General features: G+C 71.2%; 10 protein-coding genes. 3 read left to right on the top strand and 7 right to left on the bottom strand.

What is annotated here, in order from left to right; genetic code table 11:
- Positions 1-91 precede the first annotated feature (91 nt).
- Complete coding sequence (locus tag ACTIF1_RS04530) at positions 92-907, bottom strand: chromate resistance protein ChrB domain-containing protein (protein ID WP_439595187.1); 816 nt, start codon at positions 905-907, stop codon at positions 92-94.
- A 181-nt stretch (positions 908-1,088) separates the two neighbouring features.
- Between ACTIF1_RS04530 and ACTIF1_RS04525 the strand changes: the two genes are divergently transcribed.
- Positions 1,089-2,225: an anti-sigma factor antagonist gene (locus ACTIF1_RS04525; protein ID WP_439595186.1), complete on the top strand. Its 1,137-nt coding sequence runs from the start codon at positions 1,089-1,091 to the stop codon at positions 2,223-2,225.
- Positions 2,226-2,324: 99 nt separating this feature from the next.
- Here the strand turns inward: ACTIF1_RS04525 and ACTIF1_RS04520 are convergent, their stop codons facing one another.
- Positions 2,325-2,462, bottom strand: a complete 138-nt coding sequence (locus ACTIF1_RS04520; protein WP_439595185.1) for a hypothetical protein — start codon at positions 2,460-2,462, stop codon at positions 2,325-2,327.
- On the bottom strand, positions 2,459-3,199 hold the full coding sequence (locus ACTIF1_RS04515; protein WP_439595184.1) for a TSUP family transporter: 741 nt from the start codon (positions 3,197-3,199) through the stop codon (positions 2,459-2,461). The genes ACTIF1_RS04520 and ACTIF1_RS04515 overlap by 4 nt, the downstream gene beginning before the upstream one ends.
- 157 nt (positions 3,200-3,356) lie before the next feature.
- Between ACTIF1_RS04515 and ACTIF1_RS04510 the strand changes: the two genes are divergently transcribed.
- A complete protein-coding gene (locus tag ACTIF1_RS04510; protein WP_439595183.1) occupies positions 3,357-4,976 on the top strand; it encodes a thiamine pyrophosphate-binding protein in 1,620 nt (539 codons plus the stop codon).
- 10 nt (positions 4,977-4,986) lie between these two features.
- Entirely contained in the window at positions 4,987-5,604 is a 618-nt protein-coding gene (locus tag ACTIF1_RS04505; RefSeq protein ID WP_439595182.1) for a pyridoxamine 5'-phosphate oxidase family protein, read from the top strand.
- Position 5,605: 1 nt separating this feature from the next.
- On the opposite strand, the gene ACTIF1_RS04500 is transcribed toward ACTIF1_RS04505, so the two are convergent.
- The 4 genes from ACTIF1_RS04500 to ACTIF1_RS04485 form a co-directional block, all read right to left on the bottom strand.
- Positions 5,606-6,841, bottom strand: a complete 1,236-nt coding sequence (locus ACTIF1_RS04500) for an Hsp70 family protein (RefSeq protein ID WP_439595181.1) — start codon at positions 6,839-6,841, stop codon at positions 5,606-5,608.
- A 72-nt stretch (positions 6,842-6,913) separates the two neighbouring features.
- The gene (locus ACTIF1_RS04495; RefSeq protein ID WP_439595180.1) at positions 6,914-9,505 is read right to left on the bottom strand and encodes a calcium-binding protein; all 2,592 of its coding nucleotides are present in this window, start codon (positions 9,503-9,505) and stop codon (positions 6,914-6,916) included.
- A 64-nt stretch (positions 9,506-9,569) separates the two neighbouring features.
- Positions 9,570-10,817, bottom strand: a complete 1,248-nt coding sequence (gene serA / locus ACTIF1_RS04490) for a phosphoglycerate dehydrogenase (RefSeq protein ID WP_439595179.1) — start codon at positions 10,815-10,817, stop codon at positions 9,570-9,572.
- 97 nt (positions 10,818-10,914) lie between these two features.
- A complete protein-coding gene (locus tag ACTIF1_RS04485) occupies positions 10,915-12,378 on the bottom strand; it encodes a sensor histidine kinase (RefSeq protein WP_439595178.1) in 1,464 nt (487 codons plus the stop codon).
- Between the last annotated feature and the right edge of the window lie 60 nt (positions 12,379-12,438).

Below are 12,438 nucleotides of genomic sequence, written 5' to 3'. Positions count from 1 at the left end.
GGGGCGATCGCGGTGGCCCCGGCGGAAGACTAGAAGGCCGCGGCCGCGGCGGTCAATCGGCGCGGTCAGCGCCTCCCGCGTGCGCGCGGGCTCACGCGTAGTCCTGGTTCGGCCAGGTGTGCACTTCCTCGGTGGCGTCGCGGCACCACAGGTGGAAGGCGTCATACAGCGCGAGCCCCGCCTCCAGCTGCGCCAGGTCGTCGCGATGCAGGCGCGACAGGCCGAGCGAGGCGGCCAGCAGGCCGGCGGATTGCGGGGCGAGGTCGTGCCGCGCCGTCTCCGCGCCGCGCACGATCATCGCCAGGCGCTCCAGCGTCGGCGTGCGCAGGCCGAATTCCTCCAGCATCGTGTCGAAGGTGCTGCCATCGCCGCGATGGGTCCAGAAGACGCCCTCGATATCGAAGGGCGTGGCGCCGAAGCGCTCCGCCACCAGCTCCACCTGGGAGGCGGCGACGAAGAGGAACACCGCGCCGGGATCGACGAAGCGGCGGATCAGCCAGGGGCAGGCGATGCGGTCCACCTTGGGCCGCGCGCGGGTCACCCAGACGGTGCGGCCCTCGGCATCGCGCGGCGGGATGGCGGCCGGCTCCAGCAGCGGCATGCGGGCGGCGCGCCAGGCGGCGAAGCCGCCCTCCAGCACCTGCGCCATCGCCCCCTCATGCCGCAGCCAGGCGGCCGCGCCCTCGCTCAGCTTCAGGCCCTTCTGGCAGACCAGGATCACGTCCTGGCCGCGGAATTCGGGCGCCCAGTCGGCCACGGCCCGATGGTCCCGGCGCCGGGAGGCCGGCAGCAGGCGCGGATCCTCGGCGATATCCTCAGGCTCCCGCAGATCGATCAGCACCGGCCCCTCGGGCAGGCCGATCAGCCGGGAGACCTGCTGGACGGTGAGGGCGGTGGCGGAGGGCATGGCGGTCGGTCCTGATCGGGCGCGCCTTGGGGCGATACCATGCCTGGATGGGGGCGGGCCACTCGGCCCTTCCGTCCCGACGAGGCCGCGCCGATGGACCACCGGCCCATCTCCCGTAATGATATGAACTGTCGCCACCCGACCGATACCCGGCTTTCCCCTTCGCCAGGACCTCGAGCCCATGAAGATCGATGCGCATCGCGTGGAGGACCGCCTGACCGTGGCCCTGACCGGGCGGCTGGACACCAGCACGGCGCCGCTGCTCGGCCGGGACATGCAACTGGACGGGGTCCGGCATCTCGTTCTCGATCTCGATGCCTGCCACTACGTCTCCAGCGCCGGGCTGCGGGAATTCCTGCGCGCGCGGAAGCGCCTGGCGGCCGTGGACGGCACGATGCTCCTGACCAATGTCTCGCGCGATATCCAGGACATCCTGGACATGACGGGCTTCTCCAAGCTCATTCCCAGCCAGCCCAAGGTCCGGGCCATCTCGCTCGAGGGTCTGGAATTCCTCTCCGCGGGCGTCTGCGGCGAATGCTACCGCCTGGACCCCGAGACCATCGTGAAGCTGTACAAGGAGGGGATCGGGGCCGAGGTCGCGGAGAAGGAGAAGCAGTACGCCAAGGCCGCCTTCGTGCTGGGGATCCCGACCGCCATCTCCTTCGACGTCGTCACCTGCGGCGCCCGCACGGGCGTGGTCTATGAGATGCTGGACGCGGCGCTGTTCAGCGCCACCATCCGGAACGACCTGCGGAACATCGAAAGCCACGCCCGGCTGCTCGCCCAGGTGGCAAAGACGGTCCATGCGACCCCCGCCGATCCGGCGATCTTCCCCGACATCAAGGCGAACTTCCGGGACTATATCAACCAGATGGGCGACGTCCTGCAGCCCGGCGAGATCGCCCTGCTGCAGCGCCTGCTGCAGAGGATTCCGGACGCCGACACCTGCGTGCACTTCGACCTGCACACCAGCAATATCATGATCCGCGACGGCGAGCCGGTGATCATCGACATGGGCGACCTCTCCCGCGGCCACTACCTTTTCGACATCGGGCTGCTCTGCACCGTCTACGGCTATCCCGAGACGGGCATCTGCGAGATGGCGACGAAGATCCCCAATGCCGAGGGCCTGCGCCTGCTGGAGCATTTTCTCGAAGCCTATTTCGCGGACAAGCCGGCCGAGGAGCACCGCTTCTTCCAGGCCAATCGGTCTTTCCTGGCCGCTCTGCGGCTGATCTATACCAGCACCTTCCTGCCCAGCCTCCGCGCGGAAAACGCCCGGATCATCAGGGAAATCCTGCTGCCACGGATGACCTAGGGCATTTTCAAGCCATGCGGCTTCGCATGGCGACTCGGAAAATGCGTCAGAACAATCGGCTGGAGCCGTTTCACCATCTTCGCTTTCGGTGAAACCTCCCTAGCGCGGCCCGCGCGGGGAGGCGGGGACACCGCAGCCGCAATCCTCGGCCGGCGGCGCGCCGGGTGGCGGCGTGGGCTGGGCCAGGGCGGGCGCGGCTAGCAGCAGCAGCGCGACCAGTGCGACGAAACCCCTCATGTCAGACCCTCCAGCATCAGGACCAGGCCCGAGGCGAGCAACAGGCCAAGCACCACCCGCCGGAAGCCCTCCGCCGGCACCCGCCGCTGCGCCAGCACGCCGAGCCAGGCGCCGAGCGCCAGCGCGGGCAGCGCCATCAGCAGCATGCGCGAGGAGTCGCGGCCGAAGAAGCCCCCCGCGAGCAGCGCCAGCGCGGCCGCCACCTGCATGGCCACGATGAAGGGCTGGAAGATGGCGCGCGCCTCCTCCGGCCGCAGGCCCTTCAGCTCCGCCCAGATCGCCGGCAGGGCGCCGGAGAAGCCGCCGATGCCGCCCAGGATGCCGCTGGCGAGACCGACCGTCGCATCCGCTCCGGGCCCCGCCTGCACCGCCGCCATCGGACGCCGCGCCAGGCCGAGCAGCGCCAGGCCGGCGAAGGCCACCAGCAGCAGCCCCACCCCCGTGGCGATGGCGGATGCCTCGACCCGCGCCAGCACCCAGACGCCGAGCGGCGTGCCCAGGATGCCGCCCACCACATAGGGCCGCAGCACCTGCCAGCGCAGCGTGGGCCAGATGGCGCCCAGTGTGCCGAGCTGGATCAGCAGCGAGCCCAGCACCAGCACCGGCGCCATCTGCTGCGGCGCCATCCCATGCAGCAGGATGGCCGCGGCCACCAGGTTGAAGGCGAAGCCGGCGAGGCCGGAGGCGAAGGCGGCCAGGAAGCAGCCGGCGAGCAGGAGGAAAATCTCGAAGGTCATGGTGGTTCCAGGCGCTGCAGCGTCACGCTGCCGAACCAACCGCAGTCCCGCCCCGCGCGCCACCGCCCCAGGGTTGCATCCGCCCCATCTTGTGCCCCCCATGGCCGCGTGGTGCTGTCGCGGCCAAGCGAAGGACCTCGGGGGAGATTGACAGGAAATGGCACTGCGCGGTGCGGATGTTCTGGTGAAGGGCCTCAGGGCCGCCGGGGTGACGCGGATCTTCACCCTGTCCGGCAACCATATCATGGAGGTCTTCGACGCGCTCGTCGGCTCCGGGATCGAGCTGGTGCATACGCGGCATGAGGCCGCGGCGGTGCATATGGCGGACGCCTATGCGCGGCTGACCGGGCAGGTCGGCGTCGCCATGGTCACCGGCGGCCAGGGCCATGCCAATGCCACCGCCGCGCTGTGCTCGGCACTGGCCGGGGAAGTGCCGGTGCTGCTGCTGTCCGGTCATGCGCCGCTGGCCGATCTCGGCAATGGCGCCTTCCAGGAACTGCCGCAGGCGGAGCTCGCCGCGCCGATCAGCAAGGCGGCCTGGGCGGCGCAGACGGCGGCGGGGCTGGCGCAGGATGTGGCGCGCGCCTTCGGCATCGCGCTGGCCGGCCGCCCGGGCCCGGTGCATCTCAGCCTGCCGACGGATGTGCTGGAGGCGGAGGTGGAGGCGGCTCCGGTGCCGGAGGCCGCGGCCTTCGCTGGCCGCCCGATGTCGCTGGGTGCGCCGAGCGCGCTGCTGGTGGCCCAGGCGGTGGCCGCCGCCGCGCGCCCGCTGCTGATCGCGCCCCCCGCCCTCTGCACGCCCACGGGCTTCGCGGCCATGGCGAAGCTGGAGGCGGCGAGCGGCCTGCCGGTGGTGCCGATGCAATCGCCCCGCGGCCTGGCCGACCCCTCGCTCGGCGCCTTCCCCGAGGTGCTGGCGGAGGCCGACCTGGTGGTGCTGGTCGGCAAGCCGCTGGACTTCACCCTGAAATTCGGCCGCAGCCCCGCCACCGCCGCGACCTGCCGCTGGATCGTGCTGGAGCCGGAAGGCGCGCTGGTGGCCCGCGCGCAGCGGCTGGTGGGGGATCGGCTGGTCCTGGCGGCCGTGGCCGATGCCGCCAGCAGCATCGCGGCGCTTTCCAGCGTCATGCAGCCGGTCGCGGCCCAGGGCGGCTGGGCCGATCGCGTGCGGCAGGCGGTGGCCTGGCGCCCGGCGGACTGGGCGGCGCTGGCCGGCGCGCCGGCTGGGCCGATCCGCTCCGCCACGCTGGGCCTGGCGGTGGCGGAGGCGGTGGCGACCCAGGATGCCACCTTCGTCTGCGATGGCGGCGAGATCGGGCAATGGGGCCTGGCCACCATGCGCGGCGGCCGCCGCATCGTGAACGGCGTGGCGGGGGCGATCGGCGTCGGCATCCCCTTCGCCATCGGCGCCCGCGCGGCGCTGCCGCGGCCGACGCTCGCGCTGATGGGCGATGGCAGCTTCGGCTTCCACATGGCGGAGCTGGACACGGCGGCGCGGCACGGCCTGCCCTTCGTCGCCGTCATCGGCAATGACAGCCGCTGGAATGCCGAGCACCAGATCCAGCTGCGCGACTATGGCGCCAATCGCGCGCATGGCTGCGAATTGGCATCCGGCACGCGCTACGACATGATCGCCACCGCGCTCGGCGGCCATGGCGAGCAGGTGACGGATGCGCGGGAGCTGGCCCCGGCGCTGGCGCGTGCCTTCGCCAGCGGCAGGCCGGCCGTGGTGAATGTGGTGCTCGACGGCCAGCCGGCGCCGACGCTGCGCAGATAGGGGATGGACGATGAGTGACCCGCATGCCGTGACCAGCCTGGCGGCGCTGGAGGCGCTGTATGGCGAGGCGAATGCGAATTCGCTGCTGAAGGTACGCCGCGACATCGACGTTCCGAGCCGCGACTTCATCGCCCGAAGCCCCTTCTGCATCCTGTCCACGCGCGGGGCCGATGGCGCGGTGCATGGCACGCCCCGCGGCGATGCGCCGGGCTTCGTCCGCGTGCTGTCCGGCACCGAGATCGCCTTGCCGGACCGGCGCGGCAACAACCGGCTGGATGCGCTGCGCGACATCGTGGGGGATCCGCGCGTCGCACTGCTGTTCCTGATCCCCGGCGTGGGGGAGACGCTGCGGGTGGCGGGCCGCGGCACCATCACCGCCGACCCGGCGCTCTGCGCCCAGCTGGCGGAGCAGGGCAGGGCGCCCGCGACGGTGCTGCGGATCGCGGTGGAGGAGGTCTATTTCCAATGCGCCCGCGCGCTGCTGCGCTCCGGCCTCTGGGGCGATACGCCGCGGCCGGCGGGCGTGCCGACGGCGGGACAGTTCCTGAAATCCGCGACGGCGGGCGCCTTCGACGCCGCGACCTACGATGCCGAGGCGCCGGCCCGGCTGGCGGCGAACCTGTACTGACCTACGCCGCCATCAGCGCCAGCCCCTCCGCGACGGACACGAACTCGCCGCCCGCCACCACCCGGTCCTCGCCGAAGCGATCGGTGAAGATGTGGCGGACGGCGGGGACGAGGGAGGAGCCGCCGGTGAGGAAGACGCGGTCCACCGCCTCGGCCGGCAGCGCCGCATCGGCCAGCGCGGCATCGACGGCCCTGCGCATCTGGGCCAGTTCCGGGGCGATCCAGCCCTCGAAATCGGCGCGGGTGATCTCCGCCGCCACCTCGAAATCCGCGTGCCGGAAGCGCAGCGTGGCGCTCTCGGCGCGGGAGAGGTCGGCCTTGGCGGTGGAGACGGCGCGGTAGAGCGCATAGCCCGCCTCATCCTTCACCAGCCGCACCAGGCGGTGGAGTTGTTCGGGATGTTCCGCCGTGCGCGCCACCGCCTCGATATCCCGCAGCGTCTTCGGCGCGCGCATCAGCGACAGCAGGTGCCAGCGGGCAAAACTGGCGTACCAGGCGGGGGGGATCGGCAGCTCCGTGCCGGTGACGCGATAGGTCCCGCCCTTGCCCAGCAGCGGAGAGACGACGCGGTCGATGATCCGGAAGTCGAAGGCATCACCGGCGACGCCGACGCCGGCATGCCCGAGCGCCGTCACACGCCGCGGCGGCCCGGGGTCGAAGCGCAACAGCGAAAAGTCGCTGGTGCCGCCGCCGAAGTCGGCCACCAGCACCGTGGCGGGCCGGTCCAGCGCCTGGGCGAAGCGGTGGCCAGCGGCGGCGGGTTCCAGCGCCACCTGCACCTGTTCCATGCCGGCCAGCGCGAAGGCGCGGCGCAGCCGCTGCTCGCCCAGCGCGTCATCGGCGGATTCGCCCACGAAGCGCACGGGACGGCCGACCACCACGCGGGCGCCGGCCAGGTCATCCCGGAAGGGGGCGAGGAGCGCGCGCAGGAAGACCGCCACCAGCGGCTCCAGCGCCCAGGACTGGCCCAGGATGCGGGTCTCCTGGAAGCTGCGCTGCGCCAGGTAGCTCTTCATCGACATGATGAGGCGGGAATCGAGCGGGTCGTCGAGATAGGCCTCGATGGCGGCGGGCCCGGCGGCGTGCTTCGTGCGGCCATCGGCGCCGTTCCAGAAGCACAGGACGGACCGGAAGACGTCATCCGTCGCATGCCGCAGCACGCGCACGCTGCCATCGGCCGCCTGGGCGGTGACCACGCTATTGGTGGTGCCGAAATCGATGCCGATGACGGGTTGCATGCGGACGCTGCCTTGGGCCGGGGAGGGGGCGCGGCTTAGAGCATTTTGCCGCACGACCCAAGTCGGCCGTCGCTACAGCACCTGGTCGACCGCGAGCAGGGTGGTGGCGAAGGGTCCGCTCCCCTGTAGCACCAGCGTACCGGCGAAGCCGTTCAGGTCCAGCGCCATCTCGGGCGCCGTATCGCCGCCGCTGTTCACCAGCAGGGCGGTTTGCAGGAAGACGTCATCCACCCAGACATTCTGGGCCAGCCGCGCCTCCGGCACGCCGCCTGTGAAGGCGCCGTCGCCACGATAGGCCAGGATAGGCGCCTCGTAGTAGTAGTCCGGGTCCTTGACTAGTTGCACCGTCTCGCCGACCTCGAGATCTGTGATGACCGTGCTGCGACTGCCCTGCCACTGCACCACGAAGCTGTCCTCCCCGGACCCGCCTTCGAGCGTGTCGCGACGGTAGTTGCCGATGCTGCTCAGCGCGTCGTCGCCGCCCAGCCCGCGGATGATGCTGCGGGCGCCCTGGCTGCCCAGAAAGTCGTTGCCCTCCGTGCCGGTGAGAAGAACCGGCTGGCGCTGGAAAAGCCCGCTGCCGGGCGTGATCTCGGTCAGGTCGCCGCTGGTCGGCGAACCCCCGAGCGCGGTGTAGAGGCCGGGCATCTGGGCGAGCGGCGTGACCAGCCCGCGGCCATCGAAATCGATGACCAGCGCATCCGGCGTGATCAGCACCTCGCCGGCCCGCCCCGTGAAAGCCTGCACCACGCGCAGCCCGGGGATCGCCGAAAGGTCGATGATATCGTCGAAGTCGAGATCGCCGATCCAGTCGCGCCCGGTGAAGCGTTGCAGCACCGGGTCCCAGCCGAGTTCCTCGACCGAGTTGAAGACGAAGCGGTCCGCGCCGGCACCGCCCACCATGCCCTCCGCGCCGAGGCCGCCCACCAGCACGTCGTCGCCCTTGCCGCCTTCGAGCACGTCAATGCCGCTGCCGCCGACCAGGGTGTCGGCGCCGTCGCCACCGCGCAACCAGTCGGCCGCCGCGCCGCCAGCCAGCAGGTCGTCGCCGCCATTGCCCTGCACCGTGTCCGCGCCGGCGCCGCCGGTCAGCGTCTCCGCCGTGTCGTCGCCATATTCCCACTGGCCCTGGACGAATTGCAGGACGAGGCTACCCGGCGCGGTCTCCGCCAGCGGCGCATTCAGGTAGAGCCTGACATCGGTCGTGCCATCGCCGTCCAGGTCGAATTCCAGGCCCTGCGAGGTCTGCCGGATGGCGCCCGGCGATCCGTCGAATTGCAGGTCGCCGAGGAAGCGGAAGCCCGACAGGGCCGAGAGGTCGATGCGGTCCTGCCATGTGGTGGGGGCGAGGAAGTCGTCCTGCAATTCGGCGATCGAGCGGAAGACGAAGACATTCGCGCCCTCTCCGCCATACAGGCTGTCGGCGCCGAGGCCACCCACCAGCGTGTCGTTGCCCTCGCCCCCCAGCAGCGAATCCGCGCCTTCGCCGCCCAGCAGAAGGTCGCCGCCGGTGCCGCCGAGGAGGCGGTCGCCACCGCTGCCGCCGTCCAGGGTATCCGCCCCTTCGCCGCCATCCAGCGTGTCCTGGAAAGCGCCGCCGCGCAGCAGGTCGGCGCCGCCCATGCCCACCAGGCTGTCGGCACCCTGGCTGCCTTGCAGCGTCTCCGCCGCCGCCGTGCCCAGCCGATCAAGCCGGTCACCGATCTGCAGGGTCAGGCTGCCCGCGAAGCGCTGCACCAGCGGGCCGGTGAGGCCAAGCAGCGTCATGCTCGCATCGGCCAGGGCATCGCCATCGAGATCCAGCTCGATCAGGCCGCGGCCATTGGCCAGGCTGTAGCGGTACTCGCCGGCCGTGCCGGTGAAGGCCGCATCGGCCAGGAAGGTGAAGCCGGCCAGCCCGGACAGGGTCAGGCGGTCCTCGGCCCGGAAATCGCGGATCACGTCGCCATCGATCTCGGCGAGCAGCGGGTAGATGAAGATATCCGCCCCGACGCCGCCCGAAAGCGTATCGGCGCCCAGGCCGCCCCGCAGCACATCGTCGCCGGCGCCGCCATGCATGGAATCCCGGCCATCGCCGCCGCGCATCGTATCATTGCCGCCGGCACCCAGCAGCGTATCCGCCCCCGCGGTGCCATTCATGGCTTCGGCGGCGGAGGTGCCGAGGCGGTCGAGGGGCGTCACCTTGGTGAGCACGCCGCCATTGCCGAGGGTGAAATCATGCTGGCCGGCGAGCGTGAGCACCACCGGGGGGCCGCCCAGGCCATCGGCATCGATTTCCAGACGCGTCGCAAGCTCGCTGCCTTGGGTGAAGGTGGTGACCCGGATCTCCAACCCCGCCCCGCTGAAGGGGGCCGAGCCGAGCAGGCGCCAGCCGCTGGCGAAGGTCAACAGCAGACGGTCGGCCGCCGAGAAATCGCCGATGGTATCCCCAGCCACCTCCGCCGGTCTCTGGAAGCGGAAGGTGTCCGCACCCTCGCCACCCGAGAGCCGGTCGGCACCGCCTCCACCCTCCAGCAAATCATTGCCGGCGCCGCCCGAGAGGATATCGGCGCCCAAACCGCCGATCAGCACATCCTCGCCGCCCATTCCGAAGAGAACATCGGCCTCGGAGCCCGAGAAGGCGTCCAGATAGTCCCCGCTCTCGCCGCCGATCAAGGTTGCCATGCCGCGCGTCTTCCCTTCGCCTTCGGGAACATTGTGTACCCGGGCGAAGCGAAAGGCGACCGCGTCAGCGCCTCTCGTAGATCAACCTTGCGCGCACCGTGCCCGGCAGGCCGCGCAGCTCGGCCAGGATCGCCTCTGCCTCGGCCCGCGCCTCGACGCTTTCCACCACCACGTAGCCGAGCTCGGAATCCGTCTGGTAGTACTGCGCCGCGATGTTCAGCCCGCGCCGGCCGAAGCAGGCATTCATCTGGGACAGGATGCCGGGCGCGTCGCGGTGCAGGTGGGTCCAGCGGGCGCCGGTGGGACGTGCGGGCAGCTGGACGTTGGGCAGGTTCACGCTGCCCATGGTGGCGCCGCTGTCCGAATAGTCCACCAGCTTGCGCGCCACCTCCGCGCCGATGCGGTCCTGCGCCTCCGCCGTGCTGCCGCCGATATGCGGGGTCAGGATGACGTTCGGCAGGCCCTGCAGGGGGGAGACGAAGGCATCGCCGTTGCGCTTCGGCTCCTCGGGAAACACGTCCAGCGCCGCGCCCAGGATGCGCTTCTCCCGCAGCGCCGCGGCCAGGGCCTCCACATCCACCACGGTGCCGCGGGCATTGTTGATGAAGATGGCCGAGGGTTTCATGGCGGCGAATTCGCGCGCGCCCATCATGCCGATGGTGTCCGGCGTCTCCGGCACATGGATGCTCACCACATCCGCCTGCGCCAGCAGGTCGTGCAGGCTGGCGGCGGGGGAGGCATTGCCATGCGGCAGCTTGCCCGTGTGGTCGTGGTAGATCACCCGCATGCCGAAGGCCTCGGCCAGGACCGAAAGCTGGCTGCCGATATTGCCGTAGCCGATGATGCCCAGCGTCTTGCCGCGCATCTCCCAGCTATTGGCGGCGGACTTGTCCCAGCCGCCGGCATGGGCGGCATTGGACTTGTCGACGATGCCGCGCATCAGCATCACGGATTCGGCCAGCGTCAGTTCCGCCACGCTGCGGGTATTGCTGAAGGGGGCATTGAACACCGCGATGCCGCGGCGGGCGGCGGCGCGCAGATCCACCTGGTTGGTGCCGATGCAGAAGCAGCCGATGGCGATCAGCCGGTCGGCCGCGGCCAGCACCTCCTCCGTCACCTCGGTGCGGGACCGGATGCCGAGGATATGCACCCCCTTCACCGCCTCGATCAGCGCCTGGCCTTCCAGTGCCTTCTTCTCGCGCTGGATATTGGCGTAGTCGGCCTGGCCGAAGAGGTCCACCGCGCTATCGGCGATGCCTTCCAGCAGCAGGATCTTGATCCGGTCCTTGGGGAGGGAGATGCGGTCGTTCATTGCGCCTGGCCGTGTGGGAGCGGCCGCCTTCTGCGCCCTGGCCGCCCTCCAGGCAAGGCCCGCCAGGGCATGGCAGGCCCCCTCAGCCTGGCCCCCCTCAGCCTGGTGTGGTCCAGGGCAGCCCGGCCTCCTCCGCCGCCTGGGCGGTCAGCGGCACCTCCAGCAGGCAGGCCAGGCCCGTGGGGCGCCAGTCCATCAGGATCCGCCCGCCGAGCTGTCGCCGCACCGTGCCATCCAGCACCCGCGTGCCAAAGCCGGGCTGCTGCGGCGTGCCGGGCACGGCCGGGCCGCCGGTTTCGGTCCAGGCCAGCCGCAGCCGGTCCGCTTCCACGGTCCAGCGCACCCGCAGCCGCCCGGTCTCCAGCGACAGCGCGCCGTGCTTGATGGCATTGGTCGCCAGCTCATGCACCAGCATGGCCAGCGGCTGGGCGGTGGCGGCGGGCAGCGCCACATCCGGCCCCTCCAGCGTCGCCCGGGCCTGCTGGGCGGGGCTTTCGCCGATGAAGGGCAGCAATTCGCCGGTCAGCATGCCGCGCAGATCCGCCGCCGCCCAGCTCTCGGCGGCCAGCAGGGTCTGCGCCCGGGCCAGCGCGGCCACGCGGCCCTGCAGGGTGCGGGAGAAGGTGGCGACATCCGGCGCGCGGGTCAGCCGGACCGCGGCCTGCACCACCGCCAGCAGGTTCTTGGCGCGATGGTCCACTTCCCGCGCCAGCAGGGTCTGGCGTTCCTCCGCCTCCCGCCGCTCGGTGATATCGAGCACGGAGCCGACATGGCCGAGGTAGGTGCCCGCGGCATCCAGACGCGGCTCCGCCGCGTCGATCGCGAAGCGCCAGCGGCCATCCGCATGGCGCAACCGGTATTCGATGCGCAGCGGCGCCCGGTTGCGCACCGCCTCCTCGAACATCCGGGCGGTCACCGGGCGGTCCTCGGCATGCACCGCCTCGAGCCAGCCCTTGCCCAGGCCGGTGGCCGGGGTCTGGCCGGTGAAGGCGTACCAGCTGCGGTTGAGGTGTGTGCAGTTGCCCTGCCGGTCGGTCACCCACATCATCGCCGGCGCGGCATCCAGCAGGGCGCGGAAGCGGCCCTCATTCTCCCGCAGCGCGCTTTCGGCCAGCACCTGGCCGGTGGTCTCGATGCAGGTGCAGAACAGGCCGGCGATGCGGCCCTGCTCGTCATGCGCCGGGCTGTAGGAGAAGGTGTACCAGGTATCCTCCGGATAGCCGTGCCGGGTCATCACCAGGTGCAGGTTCTCGTGCCAGGAGGAATGGCCCGCCAGGGCGCTTTCGACCAGCGGCAGGATGTCGCTCCAGATGTCGGCCCAGACCTCGCGGAAGGGGCGGCCCATCGCGCCCGGGTGGCGGGCGCCGAGGATGGGCGCATAGGCCTCGTTGTAGAGGAAGGTCAGATCCTCGCCCCAGGCGATGAACATCGGCTGGCGCGAGTGCATCATCAGCCGGTAGACGATCGAGAGCGCCGGCGGCCAGTCCTGCCGGGCGCCCAGCGGGGTCTGCGTCCAGTCGATCCTCGGCTCGGCCGGCCCTGCCGCCGTGCCCTCGCTCAAGCCTTCGGGCATCATCCGCCTCGCAGCATTCGGTGGCCGAAAGACGGCGCGCCGGCCGCC

The sequence above is a fragment of the Falsiroseomonas sp. genome (assembly GCF_051860665.1).
In the GTDB taxonomy this organism is placed as follows: Bacteria; Pseudomonadota; Alphaproteobacteria; order Acetobacterales; family Acetobacteraceae; genus Falsiroseomonas.
This window is presented reverse-complemented; position numbering and strand designations above follow the sequence as displayed.